Raw genomic sequence first — 22,520 nt, forward strand, 5'->3', positions numbered from 1 at the left:
GAAGATCTTAACGGCGATGGAGTACAAGATCCAGGAGAAGAAGGAATAGAAGGAGTAGAAGTTGTAATTACCGATGTTAACGGAGACGAAACAACAGTAACAACAGGAACGGATGGCTCATGGACAGCAACAGACATTCCAGTAGGAGATGCAGAAATAGATGTTGATGAAACAACATTACCAGCAGATATTACAGATACTTTAACAACAGGAACTTCAGATCCAGAAACAGTAACCGTATTAGAAGGAGTTGAAACAGCAACAACCGATGATGGTTATGCACCAGTAGTTGGAGATTTAAGTGGAGTTGTATTTGAAGATCTTAACGGCGATGGAATACAAGATCCAGGAGAAGAAGGAATAGAAGGAGTAGAAGTTGTAATTACTGATGTTAACGGAGACGAAACAACAGTAACAACAGGAACGGATGGCTCATGGACAGCAACAGACATTCCAGTAGGAGATGCAGAAGTAGATGTTGATGAAACTACATTACCAGCAGATGTAAGTGGTACTTTAACAACAGGAACTTCAGATCCAGAAACAGTAACCGTATTAGAAGGAGTTGAAACAGCAACAACCGATGATGGTTATGCACCAGTAGTTGTTGATCCTTGCCCTTCACCAATAGATACTGATGGTGATGGACTTACAGATTGTGAGGAAACTACAGGAATCGATGATCCTAATACACCATTAGATCCAAATGATTTCGGAGATGGTATTTCAGATCCAACAGATCCATGTGATCCAATCGGAATTGACAGTACAGATACGGATGGTGACGGACTTACAGATTGTGAGGAAACTACAGGAATCGATGATCCAAATACACCATTAGATCCAAATGACTTTGGAGATGGTATTTCAGATCCAACAGATCCATGTGATCCTACAGGTTTATGTGATACCGATGGAGATGGAGTATTAGACGCTACTGAAATCTTAAATGGTACAGATCCAACAGATCCTTGTTCTTATAATGTTGAAGATGTTACAGAACCAATTATAGCAGCAATAGATTGTGATGGTGATGGAGTTATTGATGCTGACGAGATTATAGATGGTACAGATCCAACTAATAGCTGTGATTTCATAATTGATAGCATGACACAAGAACCATCTGCAGCTTGGGCAGCAGGTGATTGTGATAATGATAATGTACTAAATGGAGAAGAGTTAGGTTATGGAGATACTGATGGAGATGGCATGCCAAACTTTAATGATACGGATGATGATAATGATGGTGTATTAACTATTAATGAAGATTATACCGATACAGATGTGTCTGATGGAGAAGTTGATCCGACAGGAGATAATGATCCAACAAACGATGATACTGATGATGATGGTACACCTGATTACTTAGATACGGATGATGATGATGATGCGATCCTAACTAGTGATGAATATCCTGGAGATGGTTTTGGCTTCGATGCATTTGATAGTGATGGTGATGGTTTGCCTGATTACTTAGAAGTAGATAATGGGGTATTAACAGAATCCGATGATGATATTGAAATATTCAATGCTGTAACCCCTAACGGAGATTACGATAATGATGTATTTACAATTGAAAACATTGAGCTATTCCCTGAGAACCAAGTAAGAATCTATAATAGATGGGGAGTATTAGTATATGATGCTTTAGGATATGGACAAAATGGAGAGTATTTTAGCGGTAGATCTAACGGTAGAGTTACTATTAGTGAAGATGAATTATTACCAGCAGGAACTTACTTCTATATTGTAACCTATGTTAAAAATGGGGAAACTAAAGAAAAAGCAGGTTATTTATACATCCATAGATAGAATTAAAAAGGAGGTAGATTAATGTCTACCTCCATTTAAAAAATAAAACATAACAAATTAGAATGAAAAATAAAATCTTACTACTAGTTATTAGTATTAGCACTATTTTTTGCTTTGAAAATTTTGCGCAGCAAGAAGCACAATATACTCAGTACATGTATAATACAATGAGTATAAACCCTGCATATGCTGGATCAAGAGAAGTCTTAAGTATAGTTGGTTTATACCGAACACAATGGGTTGGCTTAGAAGGAGCTCCAAATACACAAACATTAAGTGTTCATTCTCCAATTGGAAGTAGTGAAAAACTAGGTTTAGGATTATCTATTGTTAATGACAATATTGGTCCAACACATGAAACTAATTTTGATATTGATTTATCTTACACCTTGCATACTTCAGATAAAGGAAGATTCTCCTTTGGTTTAAAAGCAGGAGGTCATTTAATGAATATTAATTATGATGAATTAAATCGATACAATGAAGGAGATGCTGTATTGCCAACGGGTTCTATAAGTGAATTTTCCCCAAATGTAGGTGTTGGTTTATATTATCGTCATGCTGATAAATGGTATTTAGGTGTTTCTGCTCCTAACTTATTAGAAACAGAACATTTAGATGAAATAAGCTTATCTACAGCAAAAGAAAGGATTCACTATTACTTAATTGGTGGTTATGTTTTCGATTTAACAGAGAATTTAAAATTCAAACCAGCATTTTTAGGTAAAGCTGTAGAAGGTGCTCCATTACAAGTAGATTTAACCGCAAATTTTTTAATTAACGACAAACTTACTCTAGGAGCTGCATATAGATGGAGTGCTGCAGTTAGTGCTTTGGCTGGTTTTCAAATTACTGAAGGATTAATGATTGGTTTAGCATATGACAGAGAAACTACTGAGCTTGGTAAAACCAAATTTAATGATGGTTCTTATGAAATCATGCTAAGATTTGAATTGTTTAAAAAAGATAGTAAAATTATTTCTCCTAGATTCTTCTAAATAAAAGATTATGAAATTATATAAACTTACATTAATTGCATTTTTTGGTCTCTTTGTATCTTTCGGATATGCCCAAAAAGGAAAAATAAAAAAAGCAAATAAAGATTACGACCAATTCAGCTATGTAAAGACAAGTGAAGTTTTACTAGAAGTAGCAGAAGCAGGTCACAAATCTGTCGATTTATTTCAAAAATTAGGTAACTCATTCTATTTTAATAACAAAATGGAAGAAGCTGCTAAATGGTATGGAGAATTAATGGATTTAAACGAACCTATAGATGCTGAATATTACTTTAGATATGCACAAGCATTAAAATATGGTGAAAACTATGAAGAGTCCGATAAATGGATGCAAAAGTTTAATGATTCTAGATCTAATGATTCTAGAGGAAGAGCTTTTGCTTCTACAGTAGATTATCTTGCTAAAATTGAAAAAGCTAGTAAAGATTTTGAAGTAACCAATATGGACTTTAATTCTGAAGTTTCTGATTTTGGAACTACACAATATAAAAACAAACTAATATTTGCTTCTTCAAGAGGGGATGGTAATATTTATAAATGGAATGATCAACCATTCTTAGATTTATACGCTGTAGAAAAACAAGAAGATGGTTCTTATATTAATGTAGAAAGCTATGATGAAACTGTAAATACTCCTTATCATGAATCTACACCTTCATTTACTCCAGACGATCAAATAATGTTTTTTACACGTAATAATTATACGAATAAAAAACTAAAAAAAGATAGTGAAGATGTTACTAGATTAAAACTATATAGAGCTAGATTACAGGAAGATGAAACATGGGGAGATGTTGAGTCAATTCATTTTAATAGCAATCAGTATAGCGTTGCACATCCAACAGTTAATGTATATGGTACAAAACTATATTTTGCTTCCGATATGCCAGACACACAAGGTGAATCAGACTTATATGTTGTAGATATTAATACAGACGGTACTTTAGGTACACCAAAAAATTTAGGATCTAGAATTAATACAGAAGGACAAGAAACATTTCCTTTTATAAATGAAAAAGGAGATTTATTCTTTTCCTCTAACGGCTATCCTGGTTTAGGAGGATTAGACGTATACGTGATTAGAGATTTTGAAAATAAATACGAAAGCGCTTCTACATTAGTAGTAGAAAATATAGCGAAACCAATTAACAGTCCGCAAGATGATTTTGCATACTATGAAAACTTAGGAACTAATGAGGGATTCTTTTCTTCAAATAGACTAAACGGAAAAGGCGATGATGATATCTATAGTTTTGCAGCTATTGAAAATAAATGCGAACAAATAGTGGAAGGTATTGTTAAAGATAAAAATACAAGAGAATTATTACCAGAGTCTACAGTTATCTTATTTGATAAAGACGGTAAAGAAAAAGAAAGGTTAGTTGTTGGAGAAGACGCTACTTTTGCTTTTAACCTAGCATGTGAAGAAGAATATTTAGTTCGTGCTCAGAAACAAGATTATGCTTCCGATGAAGTACGTTTTACAACACCTAGTACTAAACAAGAATTAGAGTTAGAGCTTAACTTATCTAAAGAAGTTAGAGAAATTAAGGTAGGAACAGATTTAGCTAAAGTATTAGATATTCCAATTATTTATTTCGACTTTGATAAATCTAATATTAGACCAGATGCTGCTTTAGAATTACAAAAAGTAATTGCTGTTATGAAGCAATATCCTAATATGAAAATAGATGTACGTTCTCATACAGATTCTAGAGCTCCTTATGCGTATAACGAAGCCTTATCTAAAAGAAGAAACAAATCTACTATAGCACATATCATTAACGTTGGTTTAATCGATGCTAATCGATTAACAGGTAAAGGATATGGAGAAAGAGTTTTAACGAATAGATGTTCTGATGGTGTACCATGTACAGAAGAAGAACACCAACTTAACAGACGTAGTGAATTTATTGTAGTTTCGATGGACTAATAATAAAAAAATAGTAATAAAAAACCACCAATAAATTGGTGGTTTTTTTATTTAAAATCCATTTTTAATTAAAAAAAAAGCAAGCTTAATTTAAGCTTGCTTTTTTTTGTAGTGACCTCGACAGGATTCAAACCTGTAACCTCTTGAGCCGTAATCAAGTGCGCTATTCAGTTGCGCCACGAGGCCATTTTTGTGGGTGCAAATATATTTCTTTTTAATAGAATCACAAAGCAAAGAGGAAATTTATTTTAAATTTTATTAAAGAGAAAAACTTCTAATTCATAACATGTGTTTTAAAGCATTTATGAAGATAAGGTATTATTATTGTGTTACATTTTATTTCATAGCCTAAAAGCATAAGAAAATAGCTCTAAGAGATGAAATACAAGGTAGAAACTAATGTAAGATGCAGTATATGTATAACGCTTAATCCAAAGCATTTTTAGTCACATAAACTTTCCAACCAAAAATTGCCATTTGTGTTTTTGTAGCTTTACTTAAATCTAAACCTTGTTTTGTGTAACTAGGCAATACTATTTTATTCGCTTTAGCTAACAATTTAAATATTTTCTTTTTCATGACTTAAAAGCAATGTATTAAGTTGTAAACTTATTGCTTTACATGCACTTTGCCAAATATTGATTATAAAGAGTAAAACTCATTCTAGACTAAGTTTTACTTTTGTTACATACTATAAATTAGTAAGTATTAGTTCAATTAATGTTTTAGCAAGAGTTAGCATAGTTTTTAGTTTTTAAAGATTAATAAGCGTTTTGTTTTTGTAATGTTTTTTCAATATATATTTTTTCGAAACTATAGTCCAAATGTTTCTAATAAAAAGAATGGTTTTGAATATTATATTATAATAAAAATAACGCATTGTATATTAAATTGTAACCTTGCTCCCTTGGTTTATGTTTTGTTTTGTAACTGTTAACGGGTTTTATGTTTTATAGTGTTATTTTTTAAGGAGGTTTTTAGCCTTGTTTTAAATATTGTAGGCAATTTTTTGTTAAAAAAGAATGTTTTAATTCGTTATCCTCTTTTTTTTAGTTTTAAAAACTTTAAAAAACAGGAGTTTTTATTTTATAGATTTTTTTCTATAAGTGTTAAAGTTATGTATTTCTAGAGGTTAAAACTCTCTTAAACTTAAATGGATATGTACTTTTACTAAAAATTTCCCTAATGAAAACAAATTATACTTTATTACTATTTTTATTGATATATCAATTTTCTTTTAGTCAAATTGTAATTAATGAAGTTGATTGCGATACACCAAGTACAGATGATAAGGAGTTCATTGAACTTAAATCTGACACACCAAACTTTCCATTAGATGGTTATGTCTTAGTTTTGTTTAATGGTAATGGCGATGATAGTTACTTTACTTTAGATCTAGATGGATACCAAACAGATCCAAACGGTTTACTTTTAATTGGTAGTGATTCTGTAACACCTTTTCCGCAAGTATTAATCTCATTAAATACCATTCAAAATGGAGCTGATGCTGTTGCTATATATTTAGGAAATGCTTCTGATTTTCCTGAAGAAACACCAGCTACACAAACTAATTTAATCGATGCTTTGGTTTATGATACTTCCGATTCGGATGATACAGAACTAATGGCAGCCTTAGGTGTTACAGAGCAAATAAATGAAGGTTCTGGTAATAATACCAATTCGATTCAACTTTTACAAGATGGTTCATATATCTCTACAACACCTACGCCAAGAGCGATTAATGATGGAGTTGGAGAAGCTGTTGTTGCTATTAACATGTCTACAGATCAAATAATATATAATGAAGGAGATGTTTTTGATATTGTTTTTTCAACCGAAGAAAACGTAACAGAAGATGTAACCTTTAGTTTTACTTTAGATAATTACGGATTTAATACTACCGATTTTACAGGAAATACAACTGTAACAATAGCTAACGGTTCAAATTCTGTAACAACTACAATAACCATAATTAACGATACCTTAGATGAAGGTGATGAAGAACCTATAGTGAAGTTCGTTCCTTTAGATTGGCCTTATATAGCTAATAATAATTTTTTAAAATTAAGAGCTGTGGATGATGATTATACCATGGCTAATTTTGGTACACCTTCCAATCAATTTAATCCATTTTTAGGAAATGTAACAAGTACGCAACCAGAAGGGTATTATGACAGTTTACATGGTTTACAAGACGAAGAATTACGTCAAGCGCTTCAAGATATTATTGCAGAAGAAGGTGTGGTAAGAGCACAAACCTATGCAGATGTAATTGATATTTTAAAAGAAGCAGATCAAAACCCAGAGCATAGTAACGAAGTTTGGTTATTATACACAGAGCAAGGTAGATCGAAGTTAGAAAATCATACAGGAGGTAGCAGTACAGGTAAATGGAATAGAGAGCATACGTACCCTAGATCTCGTGGTACTTTTTATGATATCGATGCAGATGATATAGCAGATGGAAAAGAAGTTTTTTGGAACACTACTGCAGATTCACTTCGTCATGGATATTCTGATGCACATGCTTTAAGAGCTGCAGATGGACCAGAGAATAGCTCACGAAATAATAAAAATTATGGAGATCCTGCTTTTGGAGGGTATGATGGTCCAAATAATACAGCTGCTAGTTTTTATGGCGATGTTGCAAGAAGTGTGTTCTTTATGGCTGTTCGTTACAACGGATTAGCTCTTGTAAATGGTTATCCTGAAGATATAGATGAAAATGACGGAACTCTTGGTGATCTAGCAACCTTGTTAGAATGGCATAGAAATGATCCTCCAGACGATTATGAAATGAACAGAAACAATGTAGTATATACTTGGCAGATGAATAGAAACCCTTTTATAGATCAACCAGATTTAGTAGAATATATTTGGGGAAATCAAGTAGATCTAGATGTAACTTGGGATCAAGGATTGAGTATTTCGGAAACCAATGCGCTTCAAGTACAAGTGTATCCTAATCCAGCGAGAAATGTTGTTTATATTAACGGACTTTTAAATAAAGCTACTGTAGAAGTTTTCTCTGTGGAAGGACGAAAAGTAGAAACCTATAACATCCATGGTAATTCGGTTTTAAATACTAACCTTTCTAGTGGAATGTATTTGTTTAAAATTACTTCTGAAGATAAAACCACAATAAAGAAAATAGTGATTCAATAGAATTTAATCGCATAAAAAAAATCGCAAACATAATGTTTGCGATTTTTTTTTTTTTTTTTAATTATTTCTTGGTCTTTACTTGTATAACGCCATCCTTCGCCTTACCTCCATAAATTCTTGTATGCTTTTCTCCTTTTAATACATTTATGGTTTCAATATTATTTGGATCTAAAGCTTCTAATTCTTCACTAGTAGATTCTTTGTCGTCAATAAAAATTAATGGACTATTTTCACTATCGGTTGAAATAACAAGTTTATTGTCTTTCGTTTTTGTTTTAACAACTTTTATGTCATTTGCTCCACCTTCTTCAACAACCCAAGTTTGTTTTTCTTTGGAGTTTTTAATTTCTTCTTTAACAACGTTTCCATCTTTATCTTTGGTAATAAAATAAACTTTTTCATTATTTTCGGATGCATCCGAATTTAAATCAATAACATTCGTATTTCTTTTTATAATTACTTTGGTGTCTTTAGGATTTCCTTTATCGTCTTCCGTTAAAACAACCAAATTACTACCAGAACCAGATTTTACAACTTTAGTGTTTTCATCTTCAATAATATAAATTTCGTTTTTTTCTATGGTACCAATCGAAATACTTTCCTCATCACTATTATAAGTTATTTTAATTGGTTTTATAGCATTGCTAGAATTAGAACTAAAGTTTGTTTTCGTGTTTTTAGATTTTGCTTCAATTTTAATTGTAATAATTTCATTTTGTTCATTGCGTTCAATGCTTTTAAAATCAAGATGTACACCTTTATTTTTAAAATCACTTTTTATTTTTTCTAATGCAGCATCTGTGAAATCTTTATTTATAATAAGGACTTCAATATCCCCAACAGTTTGTATGATGGTTGAATAGCTTTGATTTACATACATTTCTTTTGTACTAAAACTCATTAAAAATACCGTTAATAATGGTAGAACTAAGGTGTACTTTAAAACGTTTAGTTTATTGGATTTTGATTTGTGTAACATAACGATTCGTTTTTTGATTAAGGAGGTGTAAAAATTATTTGTAAGTATTAATTGCATATTGGAAACGGTTGTTTTAAGTAAAACATATTCGTAACTTTTTTTACAGGAGGAAATACTTTGTGCATTTTTATCGGCAATAAATTCTAAATTTTGTTGTATTTCTTTTTTGTAAAACCAAATGAGCGGATTAAACCAAAAAACAATACTTGCTAACTGTGCTAATAAGATATCTATAGAGTGTAGTTGACTTGCATGCACTTTTTCATGATTTATAATATGTGCTAATTCAACAGTATTAAATTGTTTTGGATTGTATACTATATAACTGAAAAACGAAAAAGGCAAAACCGAATTTTCCGTTTCCAGGTATGTTAAACCATCCTTTTTATAAGATTTGTTTTTAAGAAGCAATCGAATTAGTGAAACGAATTCAAGTATTAGCTTTATTAAAAAGAAACTAACTCCTAGTAAATAAATACTTGATATTAAAATAAAATTATAATCCCACTTTGTTGTTGTTGCAGAAGTTGTATTTGTGGAAAAATCCGAAATGTTAATTACGGTATTTGGGTTTTCTATATAAATTGGAATTATTAAAAGCGGTAAAAAAAATGCAGCTAGTAAGCCTATAAATAAAAACAGTCTGTTACTTTCAAAAAAAGTTTCCCGTTGTAAAAATAGTTTATAACAAAAATAAAATATCGCTATAATAGCGGATGCTTTAAGTAAATATTCCATCCTTATTTTTTTTGTTCAATTATAGATATAATTTCTTTTAATTCGGCAATGCTAATTTTTTCTTCTTTAGCAAAAAAAGAAACGACACTTTTATAAGAACTGTTAAAATAGTTCTCTATTGCGGTGTTCATAAATTTCTTTTTATATGCTTCTTTACTTATAATAGGGAAGTATTGATGCGTTTTTCCAAAGGCATTATAACTAACATATTTTTTTTCTTCTAGATGCCTAATAATTGTAGAAAGCGTGTTATAATGTGGTTTTTCGTCTTTAATCTCTGCTAATACGTCTTTTACAAAAGCTTTTTCAAGTTTCCATAAAATGTGCATGATCTCTTCTTCCTTATTTGTTAGTTTTTGCATACTGCTAATTTTATACAAAGTAAAGCTATAACTATTATTGTAGTTATACAACTAATAATGTAGTTATTTAACTAAATTTTAAGTTTTGCTTTTTCATTTAGAAGAAATACTATCTTCGCATTTTAAATTCTTCAAAGCTTTTGCTAAGGAGTCAAAAATATAAATATGAGTATTGCTTTTTTAATTTTAGGTTTTGTTTTATTAGTAATAGGAGGAGAGTTTTTAGTTAGGGCTTCAGTAGCTTTATCTTTTAAACTAAACATATCTAAAATCGTTATAGGTATGACAGTGGTTTCCTTTGCTACTTCAGCACCAGAGTTACTTGTAAGCTTAAATGCGGCATTATCTGGTTCGCCAGCAATTGCAATAAATAATGTTGTAGGTTCTAATATTGCTAATATTGGCTTGGTTTTAGGTATAACTGCTATAGTTGGTGCAATTGGTGTTGATAAATCGTTTTATAAAGTGAATTGGCCTGTAATGATGCTGTTTTCTATAGCTTTATACTATTTTCTTTGGAATGATAGTCAACTTACAGCAATCGAGGGAGGCGTATTGTTTGCAGGATTACTTGTGTTTATCATCTTTTTAATAAAAAGTCAGAAAAATGAAGAGGTTTCCGATGAAGTTGATGATGCTTTAGCAACGGTTTCTAATTTTAAAATGACTATTTGGTTACTTATAGGAGCTCTAGCTTTATATTTTGGTAGTGAGTGGCTAGTAAAAGGAGCTACAGAAATAGCGACACAGCTTGGTGTGAGTGAAGCTGTAATTGGTGTAACTATGATTGCTATAGGAACAAGTGTTCCGGAACTTGCAGCTTCTATAATTGCTGCTGCAAAACAAGAAAAAGCTATTTCTTTAGGGAATTTATTAGGTTCTAATATCTTTAATATTGGTTCTGTGCTTGGTTTAACTTCTATAATTAAAACGATTCCTGTAACAGAGCCTTTAATATTATCTCGGGATATCTTTTGGATGTTAATTTTTGCTTCTAGTGTTTTAGTACTAGCATTACTACCAAAGCGACATGAGATAAATAAAATAAAAGGATTTACACTAGTTGTACTTTATGGTATTTTTATTTTCTTAGTATTTAGAGGATAAAAAAAAGGTTATCAATTAAGATAACCTTTTTAGTGGATAATTAAATAATGTAAACGGTATTAGCTAATATTTGCAGATTTAACTGTTTTAATAATTCTACCAGCAATTTTATATGGATCTCCATTAGAAGCAGGTCTTCTGTCTTCTAACCAACCTTTCCATCCTTTTTCTACGGTAATAATTGGAATACGAATAGATGCTCCTCTATCAGAAACTCCCCAAGAGAAATCTGTAATAGCAGCTGTTTCATGTAAACCAGTTAAACGTTGATCGTTAAACTCTCCATAAACAGCAATATGTTCTTTTACAACTGGACGGAAAGCTTCACAGATTTTTCCGTAAATTTCTTCAGATCCACATGTTCTTAAAACTTCATTTGAGAAATTTGCATGCATACCAGATCCATTCCAGTCCATATCCTTACCTAATGGTTTTGGATGATAGTCAATGTAAAAACCATATTTTTCAGTCAAACGGTCTAGTAAATATCTAGCAATCCATATTTCATCTCCTGCTTTCTTAGCTCCTTTAGCAAACAATTGGAATTCCCATTGTCCTGAAGCAACCTCTTGGTTTATACCTTCAAAGTTTAATCCAGCATCAATACATAAATCGGCATGTTCTTCAACTAAATCTCTACCATGTGTGTTTTTTCCACCTACAGAACAGTAATACATTCCTTGAGGTGCTGGATAACCACCAATAGGGAATCCTAATGGTAACTGTGTTTTGGTATCCATAATAAAATATTCTTGTTCAAAACCAAACCAAAAATCATTATCGTCGTCATCAATAGTAGCTCTTCCATTAGATACATGAGGAGTTCCATCTGCATTTAATACTTCAGTCATTACTAGGTATCCATTAATTCTGTCTGGATCTGGGTAAATTGCTACAGGTTTTAATAAACAGTCCGAAGCACCTCCAGAAGCTTGTCTAGTCGACGATCCATCAAAAGACCACATGCCTAATTCTTCAATAGTACCTTTAAAGTTTTCGTGCTCTTCTACTTTAGTTTTACTTCTCATGTTTTGTGTAGGGAAGTAACCATCTAGCCAAATGTATTCTAATTTAATTTTTGCCATAATAAAATTTTTGTTTTATCTAATATAATATTACAAATATTGCTTTTTTTTTTATTTAGTCAAAAAAAATGGGGGGTTTAAGTTGAAATAATGTTAATTATTATTATTAACCCTATTTTTTAGTAGGTAGTAATGTAAATATTAAAGATTTCGTATTTTTGAATAAAAATATTAATAATATGTCAACATTAAGATTTCACGCACTAAAAGAAACTTATAATAGAATACCAGTACTTATTGAAGAAAAAGAAAGACGTTCTTCTATTTTTGGAGCGAATGTTTTTAATGAAGATACCATGCTTCAATATTTAACAAAAGAAGCTTTTAATAGTGTTCAAGATGCTATTAAAAATGGTTCTAAAATAGATCGAGTAATTGCAGATCATATTTCAACAGGAATGAAAGAATGGGCGATTTCTAAAGGAGTTACACATTATACGCACTGGTTTCAACCGTTAACTGGAGCAACAGCAGAAAAACACGATGCATTTTTTGAACCAATTGGAAACACAAGGGCTATTGAAAAGTTTGAAGGTGGGCAACTAGTTCAACAAGAACCGGATGCTTCCAGTTTTCCAAACGGAGGAATACGAAACACTTTTGAAGCTCGTGGTTATACCGCTTGGGATCCAACCTCTCCAGCATTTATTTATGGAACAACTCTTTGTGTGCCAACCGTATTTGTGTCTTATACAGGCGAAGCTTTAGATTATAAAACACCATTATTACGTGCTTTACAGGCTGTAGATCAAGCGGCAGTAGCTGTTTGTAAATATTTTGATAAAAATGTAAAAAAAGTAAATGCTTCTTTAGGTTGGGAGCAAGAGTATTTTTTAATAGATCTTGCTTTGGCTAATTCACGTCCAGATATAGTGTTAACTGGTCGTACTTTATTAGGGCATTCTCCAGCAAAAGGACAACAATTAGACGATCATTATTTTGGTACCATACCGAATAGAGCAATGGCTTATATGCGTGATTTAGAAACCGAATGCATGTTGCTTGGTATTCCTGTTAAAACGAGGCATAACGAGGTTGCTCCTAATCAATTTGAATTAGCTCCTGTTTATGAAGAGGCTAACCTTGCAGTAGACCATAATTCGTTACTTATGGATGTTATGGATAAAATTGCAGCTCGCCATAATTTTAAAGTCCTTTTTCATGAAAAACCATTTGCAGGAGTAAACGGTTCTGGAAAGCATAATAACTGGAGCTTAACTACAGATACTGGTGTAAATCTTTTAAGCCCAGGTAAAACACCAATGAGTAATCTACAGTTTTTAACCTTTTTTATTAATACAATAAAGGCGGTTTATGATAATGAAGAATTACTTCGTGCAGCAATTGCATCTGCAAGCAACGATCATCGATTAGGAGCTAACGAAGCTCCACCAGCTATTATTTCTGTGTTTATAGGTGAGCAGTTAACAAAAACCTTAAGTGAGCTCGAAAACGTAACGAATGGTAAATTGTCTCCAGAAGAAAAAACAGACTTAAAACTAAATGTAGTAGGTAAAATACCAGATGTATTGCTAGATAATACTGACAGAAATAGAACTTCACCTTTCGCATTTACAGGAAATAAATTTGAATTTAGAGCAGTTGGTTCTACTGCAAATTGCGCAAACCCAATGACAGTTTTAAATGCAATAGTTGCAAAGCAATTAATAGAATTTAAAGGAGAAGTGGATGTATTAATCGATAAGAAAAACTTAAAAAAAGATGAAGCTGTTTTTAACATATTAAGAGAGTATATTAAGAAGTCTAAAAATATTTTATTTGAAGGAAATGGTTATGGTGAAGCTTGGGAAAAAGAAGCTAAAAAACGAGGGTTAAGTAATAATAAAACAACTCCCGAAGCTTTAAAAGCTAAAGTATCTAAAAAAGCAATCCATTTGTTTGGAGACCTAGGTATCATGAATAAAGTAGAAGTAGAAGCGCGTTACGAAATAGAAGTAGAGCAATATACCATGCGCTTACAAATAGAAAGTCGTGTGCTTGGTGATATCGCTAGAAATCATATTGTACCAACTGCAGTAAAATACCAAAATGTTTTAATAGAAAATGTTAGAGGTCTTAAAGAAATCTATGGCACAAGTTTTAAAAAGTTAGCTAAAGAGCAAATGCTTTTAATTGAAGACATTTCTAGTCACTTAGAGTCTTTAAATTCTAATGTAACTAATATGACTAATGCACGTAAAACTGCTAATAATATAGAGGATATCGAAAAAAAAGCAGCGGCATATTGCTTTAAAGTAAAGCCAATTTTTAGTGATATTAGGTATCATTGTGATAAATTAGAATTACTAGTAGACGATGAGCTTTGGCCATTAACAAAATACAGAGAATTATTATTTACAAATTAAGAAAAATCGTACGTTTTATTAGGCTACTTCACTAGAAGTAGCTTTTTTTTTACTGCTAAATCTTCTTGATTGTAGTTTGTCTATATTAATTTGCATATCAACGAATTAATAAAAAAATAATGATTTGCCATCTCCTTTTTTATTATTTTAGCACTGCTATTAATCAATAATCAATTTAAAATGAAGAGGCTTTTCTTAAGTGTCCTTATGCTCATGGTTGCGACATTCATATTCTCGCAAGCTAGTAAAGAAAAAGAGGATCAAGATTTCAAAAAAGATTTAGTACAGAATCAACAAAAGGTTCAACATAATATTAACTAGTTTTAGTTAGTAAATAACGCTACAAGTTATTTTGTGTTAATTTAAGTTTTTAAGTATTTTAAAATAAAGACAAATGGACTTTCTTCATTTGTCTTTATTATTTTTATGATATGCATCTTTTACCCCAAAAAACAATTACAATGATTTCTAATTACAAACAGCTTTTTATTATTTTCTTTCTGTGTTTATTTGTTTTACAATCAAGTGCGCAAAATAAAAATGAAGAGGATAAAGAAACTATAAATAAATCACATGACTTCTTTTATAAGTATCGCGGTGATAATGTTTTTACAGCTGCTCTAGGTACTGCAGTTATTAATGGAGATTTTCCAGATCCTTTATTCGAATTTTATGGACAAGTAGGTTTTAAAAGGTATATAAATCCTTATGTTAACGCGAATTTTACGTATAATAAATTTAATCTTGCGCATAAAAATATTAGTAATACTGGTTATATGTCTTTTGATCTTAATGTAGAAAGTACCATTATGCCAGATCGTTTTTTTACTCCTTTTGTTTTTGCTGGTGCAGGTATTAATGCTTCAAACTATTTTAACGAAACTGGAATGAAAATTCAAGGAGGTTTTGGTATAGAATACATAATTATGGAAGATTTTGGAGTTAAATTATTTACAGATTATAATCATACTTTTTCTGATGACCTAGATGGAAAAGTTTATGGAAAAGCGAATGATACTTTTTGGCGAATAGCTTTTGGCCTTAATTATTACTTTGGTAATTCAAATAAAAAGCAGCAAATACCTGAGGATGCACCAACAATTATTAATTCCAATCCAATAATTCATAAATAACTAAAATACTATTCTTATTTTTGTTGCTCAAAATATATTTCATGAGCCAAGATGTAAGTAAAAGATATGCGCAAAGAGGAGTTTCTGCTTCTAAAGAAGATGTGCATAACGCTATAAAAAATATAGATAAAGGATTGTTCCCAAAGGCATTCTGTAAAATTGTTCCAGATTATTTAACTAATGATGATGATTATTGTTTAATCATGCATGCAGATGGAGCAGGAACAAAGTCTTCGCTTGCATACATGTATTGGAAAGAAACAGGAGATATATCTGTTTGGAAAGGCATTGCTCAAGATGCTCTTATCATGAATATTGACGATTTACTTTGCGTTGGCGCTACAGATAATATCATGCTTTCTTCGACCATAGGTAGGAATAAAAACTTAATACCTGGAGAGGTTATTTCTGCAATTATTAACGGAACTGAAGAGTTAATACAAGATTTAAAAACCTTTGGTGTTACTATTCACTCAACAGGAGGGGAAACAGCAGATGTTGGAGATTTAGTAAGAACCATCATTGTAGACTCTACGGTAACTGCAAGAATGAAGCGTGAAGATGTTATAGACAATGCTAATATAAAACCAGGAGATGTAATTGTTGGCCTTGAAAGTTTTGGTCAAGCTACTTACGAGAAAGAGTATAATGGAGGAATGGGAAGTAATGGTTTAACTTCTGCAAGACATGATGTGTTTTCAAAATATCTGGCTGAAAAATATCCAGAAAGTTTTGACGCTTCTGTTCCAGAAGATTTAGTGTACTCTGGAAATACCAAACTAACAGATGCTGTAGCAGATGCACCTATAGATGCAGGAAAACTAGTATTGTCTCCTACAAGAACATACGCGCCAATTATAAGTGCAATCTTAGCTAAATACAATAGTGATACACTTCACGGAATGGTACACTGTTCTGGAGGAGCTCAAACTAAAATTCTACACTTTATAGATAACCTTCATATTGTAAAAGATAATATGTTCGTTGTTCCACCTTTATTTAAACTTATTCAAGAACAATCTAAAACAGATTGGAAAGAAATGTACCAAGTATTTAACTGTGGACATCGAATGGAATTATACGTAACTCCTGAAATAGCTGAAGATATAATCGCTATTTCTAAATCTTTTAATGTAAATGCTAAAGTAATTGGTAGTGTGGAGGCCTCAGAAAATAAAAAATTAACAATTAAAAGTGAATATGGTGTTTTTGAGTACTAGACTTTCTTGTTAAGTTTTCATTCAGCATATTAAAAAATAACTTTATTCATTAAAACGAATAACTAATGAGTTTTGAGAAAAAAATCCTACTTATTATATCTCTACTATTATTCGTAATTAATATATATGTGATTTCAGAATATACCATTCTAGAAAACAGAATATTAAGATTGGTAAGTGTTTTTCTTTATTTTTTACTTTTCATTTATTTTAAAGGGTATAGAAACAAGGCTATATTATATGTTTTTATATGTTTTTTATTTTCAGGTTGTTTCTTGCTTTTCTATGAAAATCCAATCTATAATAAATTAACGTCTTTATTTTCAATTACAGGGTATTTAATCCTATTGGTTTTTGGATTGAAAAAGATTCAATTAAAAAAAGTAAATAAACTGCTTATTGCTTTTTTTGTGATTATAATCTCTTTAAATTTCTTTTTTCTAGATCAATTAATTCGTTTTATTACATATAAATTACATGATGATTTGCAGCAAATCATACTCTATTTTTATGGTATAATACTTGTTTTATCCTGTGTGTTTGCTGGACATTATAATTTTACTACCAACACCACAAAAGCAATGTATTTTATGTACTTTGTTTTTGGTTTTGCACTATCCGATTTTTTTGCGGCATTAGCTTACTATTTTAATATCAACTTATTATATGTGCCAGCAACATCCTTTTACTTTTTTGCTTTCTTTTTTATTATAAGGTATGCTATCCATGATTATAAAGAAGAAGAACAGGTGTTAGTAAATCCGTAATTATAGAAACTAATCTTGGGTATTTCGATTATTTATGCACAGTTTGTTTTCTTGTTAAAATTTGTTAAAAACATTAAATATTTTCTTTAAGTATTTAAATTCGTGTGCTATTAAATTTTACAAATGAAAAAAATTTTAATTCTATTACTCGTTCTTTCTGTACAGTTCACTTTTGCACAATCCCCTGTTAAAGTTGTTGATACCACTACAAAAAAGAGTTTTCCTAAATGGAAAAATAAAAATATAGCTACTTTAGATGTAAGTGAAGTAGCTTTTGTAAACTGGAATTCTGGAGGAAGTAATTCTATTTCCGCATTATTAGGATTTGCAAGTGAAGCAAACTATAAATTCAAACACTTTTTTTGGAACAACAATATTAATATTCGATATGGTATTAATAAGCAACAAAGTCAAGAGCTAAGAAAAACCGAAGATTTAATAGAGGTTAACTCTAATATTGGTTATCGAAAAGATAGTTTAACCAATTGGTTTTTTACTTCAAAGTTTAATTTTAAAACGCAATTTACAAACGGTTATACCTATCCAAATACCACAAATGCAATTTCTAAATTCATGGCTCCAGGCTATTTATTTTATGGCGTTGGAATTGAATATGGAAAAAACATAGAAAAACTATCTGTGTACTTTTCTCCTGCAACTACTAAATCTACTTTTGTTTTAGATCAAGAATTAGCAAATTCAGGAGCTTTTGGCGTAACTCCAGCGGTGTTAGACGATGAAGATAATGTAATAAAGAAAGGAGAACGAGTACGAAATGAATTCGGTATACTCATTACCAATGCCTACGAAACAGAAATTGCTAAAAACATTTATATGAAGCATTTAGTTAGTTTATATACAGATTATTTAAATGATTTTGGTAACATAGATGCAGATTGGCAAGTAAACTTAGACTTTAAAGTAAACAACTATATTAGAGCAAATTTAGGTTCACATTTAAAATATGATAACGATGTGAAAAATTTAATGGCTATTAACGAAGAAACAGAAGAGGAAGAATATGTAGAAGAAGGGGCTAAAGTACAATGGAAACAAATTCTTGGTATTGGTGTTGTAGTAGATTTTTAAACAAACCCTTTTATTATAAAGATAAATATACTAGCTACTAAACAGTCTATTAAAAATAAAAAACTAAGAAGTTTTAGGTTAGACACACCGACCATTTTATAAAAGCCAATTCTTTTTCTAACACTAAAATCATTGAGTAGTAAACCAAATAAAATAACAACAAATAACTTTGTTAGAATAGTAAGTAAAAAACTTTGACTAACTATTAAAACAATAATATTTATAGAAAAAGACCACAAAAATAGTGGCTTATAATACGCAAGTATTCCTTTTAGTAGTTTCATTAGTAATATTAAAACGCAAAAGAGACCTAATTATTTTCATAATAATATTGCTTGTATATACACTATAGAAAATCCATAAATTATCGTATTTTTGACACACAATTTTTAGAAGATACATGTTAGAGAAATTACAAATAGTAAAACAGCGTTTTGATGAGGTTAGTGATTTAATCATTCAGCCAGATATTATTACAGATCAAAAACGTTATGTAGAATTAAATAAAGAGTACAAAGACTTACGCTTGTTAATGGATAAACGTGAGCAATATATAGAGTATACAAATAATTTAGCTGAAGCGGAAGAAATTATTTCAGACGGTAGTGATGCCGAAATGGTAGAAATGGCCAAAATGCAATATGAAGAAGCTAAAGAGGCTATACCTAAGTTAGACGATGAAATTCGTGTATTATTAATTCCTAAAGATCCTCAAGATTCTAAAAATGCAGTAGTAGAATTACGTGCAGGAACTGGAGGAGATGAAGCGAGTATTTTTGCAGGAGACTTATTTAGAATGTATTCTAAGTATTGCGAAAGTAAAGGTTGGAAAGTAGATACTGTCGATTATAGTGAAGGGACTAATGGCGGATTTAAAGAAATTCAGTTTGAAGTAACCGGAGACGATGTTTATGGAACGTTAAAATTTGAAGCTGGTGTGCATCGTGTACAACGAGTACCACAAACCGAAACACAAGGACGTGTTCACACAAGTGCTGCAACGGTAATGGTATTTCCTGAAGCCGAAGAATTTGATGTAGAAATAAATCCAAAAGATGTACGTATCGATTTTTTCTGTTCTTCAGGTCCAGGTGGTCAGTCTGTAAATACTACTTATTCTGCAGTACGTTTAACACATATCCCAACAGGATTAGTAGCACAATGTCAAGACCAAAAATCCCAACATAAAAATAAAGAAAAAGCATTTAAAGTATTGCGTTCTAGGTTGTATGATATGGAATTGGCAAAAAAGATGGAAGAAGATGCAGCGTTACGTGGTACCATGGTAACCTCTGGAGATAGAAGTGCAAAAATTAGAACCTATAATTATTCGCAAGGTCGTGTAACAGACCATAGAATCGGATTAACATTATACGATTTATCTAATATTGTAAATGGTGATATTCAAAAAATTATAGACGAGTTACAACTAGCAGATAATACAGAAAAGTTAAAAGCTAGCGACGAACATTTATAGATTCAAGCCTCTTTTTGAGGCTTTTTTTATATCAAATACTATTAATTTATTTTTTACGTAATCCATACGAAATCCTAAAATATAAAATAAGAATCTGCATTTAGTACAGAAAAGTCAAAGCATTATCCATGACAACAGAACAACTTACTGCTCAAATTCAAAAGAAAAAATCCTTTCTTTGCATAGGATTAGATGTCGATTTAAATAAAATTCCGGAACATTTATTAGAAACCGAAGATCCAATTTTTGCTTTCAACAAAGAGATAATAGATGCAACGCAGCACCTTTGTGTTGCATATAAACCAAATACTGCTTTTTATGAAGCTTATGGTTTAAAAGGATGGAAAGCTCTAGAAAAAACGATTCATTATCTAAATGAAAAGCATCCAGAAATTTTCACTATTGCTGATGCAAAACGTGGCGATATAGGTAATACAAGTACCATGTATGCAAAAGCTTTTTTTGAAGATTTAGCTTTTGATAGCGTAACAGTAGCTCCATATATGGGAAAAGATTCGGTAGAGCCTTTCTTAGCTTTTGAAAATAAACACACTATTATGTTGGCTTTAACTTCCAATGCAGGTGCTTTCGATTTTCAAACCAAACAAGTAGAAGGAAAAGAATTATACAAACACGTTTTAGAAACTTCTAAAACTTGGAAAAATTCTGAAAATCTCATGTATGTTGTTGGTGCAACTAAAGCAGAATATTTTTCGGAAATAAGAAAAATTATTCCAGATAGCTTTTTGCTAGTTCCAGGAGTTGGAGCGCAAGGAGGAAACCTTCAGGAGGTTTGTAAATACGGAATGACTGCACAAGTTGGTTTATTAATTAATTCATCTAGAGGAATTATTTACGCTTCCAAAGAAATAGATTTTGCACATGCAGCTGCTAAAAAAGCAAAAGAACTACAAGGGCAAATGGAAGTTATTTTGAATAATAAATAAAAGTAGAATGTCATTGCATGATTGAATGACGAAGCAATCTCATTATGAAATTCAAAGACCAAATAGGAAGAGAATTAAAATTTAATTCGGTTCCTAAGCGAATAATCTCATTAGTTCCATCGCAGACCGAATTATTATATGATTTAGGTTTAAAAACTTCAATAATTGGAATAACTAAATTTTGTGTGCATCCTATTCATTTAATAAAAACAAAAACTATTGTAGGTGGTACAAAACAAATTAATCTTGAAAAGATTAAAGCCTTGCAACCAGATATTATTTTGTGTAATAAAGAAGAAAATACAAAAGAAATTGTAGCGGCTTGTAATAAGATTTGCTCGGTACATGTTTCTAACATTGAATCAATTTTAGATTGTATTACAATGATTAACCAATATGGAGAAATTTTTAAGAAGGAAAAAGAAGCTTTAGTAATTTCAGAAAAAATTAAAACAAACCTAAAAGACTTCCAAAGCTTTATTAAAGAAAAAAATACTTTAAAAGCAGCTTATTTTATCTGGAAAAATCCATTCATGGTTGCGGGAAAAAATACATTCATCCATTATTTATTGGCGTTAAATAAGTTTGAAAATGTATATGCAGATTTAGGAAGATACCCAGAAATCAATCTCAAACAACAAGAAAATGTTGATGTTGTTTTTTTATCTAGTGAACCGTACCCTTTTAAAGAAAAACATATAGAAGAATTACAAGCATATTATACTAATGCCAAAATACTATTAGTAGATGGCGAAATGTTTTCATGGTATGGTTCTAGACTAATTAAGTCTTTTTCGTACTTTAAGTTGCTACATCAAAATCTTGTGTAGATTTTTGATTGGTTACAGATTCTACTAATTGTTTCGCTTTGTTTTCTATAGCTTTTATGCTAAAAACTTTATTTTCGTTTGGCGTTTTTTTACCAACCTTACAATAATGTGTACTCATAACTAATTCTTTACTTGTTCTTTATATATAAAGTACGAGTAAATCGCTAAATTGGATGTTAGTTAAAGGTTAAAGAATGTATAATTATTGTTAAATAGTAGGTTGCGAGTGTTCTCTGGATAAATATTTAAGCTTATTTAATTTGCTTAAAAGCTGGATTGCTTTGTATTCCGAAATATCACTTAAAGCATGATCGGTTTGCCTAAAATTATAAGCTTGTTCGATAAGAAACTTATATTTTTTATTAAGCTTGATCTGGTTTTGCTTTATTAATTCTATTTGGTTCATTAGGTTAGTTTTAGGGCATTAGATAATCCGTAATTAAATATACATTATTTATTTAAAAATGTAAAAAAAAGCTTAAAAAAATAAC

The 22,520-nt window shown here is 30.8% G+C and carries 20 protein-coding genes and 1 tRNA gene; 13 read left to right on the forward strand and 8 right to left on the reverse strand.

Annotation, left to right across the window (positions count from 1 at the left end; all coding sequences use genetic code 11):
- The 3 genes from ACVC3Y_RS02080 to ACVC3Y_RS02090 all read left to right on the forward strand — a co-directional run.
- Window positions 1-1,812, forward strand: a 1,812-nt coding sequence (locus ACVC3Y_RS02080) for a T9SS type B sorting domain-containing protein (protein ID WP_452225983.1), incomplete at its 5' end; no start/stop codon positions are given.
- Between the two features lie 62 nt (window positions 1,813-1,874).
- On the forward strand, window positions 1,875-2,810 hold the full coding sequence (locus ACVC3Y_RS02085) for a PorP/SprF family type IX secretion system membrane protein (protein ID WP_303426257.1): 936 nt from the start codon (window positions 1,875-1,877) through the stop codon (window positions 2,808-2,810).
- Between the two features lie 10 nt (window positions 2,811-2,820).
- On the forward strand, window positions 2,821-4,764 hold the full coding sequence (locus ACVC3Y_RS02090) for an OmpA family protein (RefSeq protein ID WP_303426258.1): 1,944 nt from the start codon (window positions 2,821-2,823) through the stop codon (window positions 4,762-4,764).
- A gap of 112 nt (window positions 4,765-4,876) precedes the next feature.
- Here ACVC3Y_RS02090 and ACVC3Y_RS02095 read toward each other — a convergent pair.
- Window positions 4,877-4,950: transfer RNA gene (locus ACVC3Y_RS02095), tRNA-Arg, on the reverse strand.
- A 240-nt stretch (window positions 4,951-5,190) separates the two neighbouring features.
- Window positions 5,191-5,343: an SsrA-binding protein gene (locus ACVC3Y_RS02100; RefSeq protein WP_452225984.1), complete on the reverse strand. Its 153-nt coding sequence runs from the start codon at window positions 5,341-5,343 to the stop codon at window positions 5,191-5,193.
- A gap of 606 nt (window positions 5,344-5,949) precedes the next feature.
- On the opposite strand from ACVC3Y_RS02100, the gene ACVC3Y_RS02105 reads away from it, so the two are divergent.
- Window positions 5,950-7,929, forward strand: a complete 1,980-nt coding sequence (locus ACVC3Y_RS02105; protein ID WP_303426260.1) for an endonuclease — start codon at window positions 5,950-5,952, stop codon at window positions 7,927-7,929.
- 61 nt (window positions 7,930-7,990) lie between these two features.
- Here the strand turns inward: ACVC3Y_RS02105 and ACVC3Y_RS02110 are convergent, their stop codons facing one another.
- Window positions 7,991-9,646, reverse strand: a complete 1,656-nt coding sequence (locus ACVC3Y_RS02110) for a M56 family metallopeptidase (RefSeq protein ID WP_452225985.1) — start codon at window positions 9,644-9,646, stop codon at window positions 7,991-7,993.
- A 2-nt stretch (window positions 9,647-9,648) separates the two neighbouring features.
- Window positions 9,649-10,008, reverse strand: coding sequence for a BlaI/MecI/CopY family transcriptional regulator (locus ACVC3Y_RS02115; protein WP_303426263.1), 360 nt, complete (start codon window positions 10,006-10,008; stop codon window positions 9,649-9,651).
- 165 nt (window positions 10,009-10,173) lie between these two features.
- Between ACVC3Y_RS02115 and ACVC3Y_RS02120 the strand changes: the two genes are divergently transcribed.
- Window positions 10,174-11,115 carry a calcium/sodium antiporter gene (locus ACVC3Y_RS02120; RefSeq protein WP_303426264.1) on the forward strand — a complete coding sequence of 314 codons (942 nt, stop codon included), beginning with the start codon at window positions 10,174-10,176 and terminating at the stop codon, window positions 11,113-11,115.
- Between the two features lie 59 nt (window positions 11,116-11,174).
- On the opposite strand, the gene ACVC3Y_RS02125 is transcribed toward ACVC3Y_RS02120, so the two are convergent.
- On the reverse strand, window positions 11,175-12,200 hold the full coding sequence (locus ACVC3Y_RS02125) for a glutamine synthetase beta-grasp domain-containing protein (protein WP_303426266.1): 1,026 nt from the start codon (window positions 12,198-12,200) through the stop codon (window positions 11,175-11,177).
- A 179-nt stretch (window positions 12,201-12,379) separates the two neighbouring features.
- On the opposite strand from ACVC3Y_RS02125, the gene ACVC3Y_RS02130 reads away from it, so the two are divergent.
- The 5 genes from ACVC3Y_RS02130 (at window position 12,380) to ACVC3Y_RS02150 (ending at window position 18,775) form a co-directional block, all read left to right on the forward strand.
- On the forward strand, window positions 12,380-14,566 hold the full coding sequence (locus tag ACVC3Y_RS02130; RefSeq protein WP_452225986.1) for a glutamine synthetase III family protein: 2,187 nt from the start codon (window positions 12,380-12,382) through the stop codon (window positions 14,564-14,566).
- Window positions 14,567-15,027: 461 nt separating this feature from the next.
- Entirely contained in the window at window positions 15,028-15,699 is a 672-nt protein-coding gene (locus tag ACVC3Y_RS02135; RefSeq protein ID WP_452225987.1) for a Curli production assembly/transport component CsgG, read from the forward strand.
- Between the two features lie 41 nt (window positions 15,700-15,740).
- Complete coding sequence (locus ACVC3Y_RS02140) at window positions 15,741-16,919, forward strand: AIR synthase related protein (protein WP_303426272.1); 1,179 nt, start codon at window positions 15,741-15,743, stop codon at window positions 16,917-16,919.
- A gap of 359 nt (window positions 16,920-17,278) precedes the next feature.
- On the forward strand, window positions 17,279-17,686 hold the full coding sequence (locus ACVC3Y_RS02145; protein ID WP_452225988.1) for a hypothetical protein: 408 nt from the start codon (window positions 17,279-17,281) through the stop codon (window positions 17,684-17,686).
- Between the two features lie 123 nt (window positions 17,687-17,809).
- Complete coding sequence (locus tag ACVC3Y_RS02150; protein ID WP_452225989.1) at window positions 17,810-18,775, forward strand: DUF3078 domain-containing protein; 966 nt, start codon at window positions 17,810-17,812, stop codon at window positions 18,773-18,775.
- Here the strand turns inward: ACVC3Y_RS02150 and ACVC3Y_RS02155 are convergent.
- A complete protein-coding gene (locus ACVC3Y_RS02155) occupies window positions 18,772-19,059 on the reverse strand; it encodes a hypothetical protein (protein ID WP_452225990.1) in 288 nt (95 codons plus the stop codon). The genes ACVC3Y_RS02150 and ACVC3Y_RS02155 overlap by 4 nt on opposite strands.
- Window positions 19,060-19,175: 116 nt before the next feature.
- Between ACVC3Y_RS02155 and prfA the strand changes: the two genes are divergently transcribed.
- The 3 genes from prfA to ACVC3Y_RS02170 all read left to right on the forward strand — a co-directional run bounded on the left by prfA (window position 19,176) and on the right by ACVC3Y_RS02170 (window position 22,029).
- Complete coding sequence (prfA, locus tag ACVC3Y_RS02160; protein WP_303426275.1) at window positions 19,176-20,252, forward strand: peptide chain release factor 1; 1,077 nt, start codon at window positions 19,176-19,178, stop codon at window positions 20,250-20,252.
- Between the two features lie 128 nt (window positions 20,253-20,380).
- Entirely contained in the window at window positions 20,381-21,199 is an 819-nt protein-coding gene (gene pyrF / locus ACVC3Y_RS02165; RefSeq protein WP_452225991.1) for an orotidine-5'-phosphate decarboxylase, read from the forward strand.
- A gap of 44 nt (window positions 21,200-21,243) precedes the next feature.
- A complete protein-coding gene (locus ACVC3Y_RS02170) occupies window positions 21,244-22,029 on the forward strand; it encodes an ABC transporter substrate-binding protein (RefSeq protein WP_452225992.1) in 786 nt (261 codons plus the stop codon).
- On the opposite strand, the gene ACVC3Y_RS02175 is transcribed toward ACVC3Y_RS02170, so the two are convergent.
- Complete coding sequence (locus ACVC3Y_RS02175) at window positions 22,001-22,147, reverse strand: hypothetical protein (RefSeq protein WP_303426278.1); 147 nt, start codon at window positions 22,145-22,147, stop codon at window positions 22,001-22,003. The genes ACVC3Y_RS02170 and ACVC3Y_RS02175 overlap by 29 nt on opposite strands.
- 90 nt (window positions 22,148-22,237) lie before the next feature.
- Window positions 22,238-22,435, reverse strand: coding sequence for a Lacal_2735 family protein (locus tag ACVC3Y_RS02180; protein ID WP_303426279.1), 198 nt, complete (start codon window positions 22,433-22,435; stop codon window positions 22,238-22,240).
- Window positions 22,436-22,520: the final 85 nt, after the last annotated feature.

This window comes from Lacinutrix cladophorae (genome assembly GCF_053604645.1).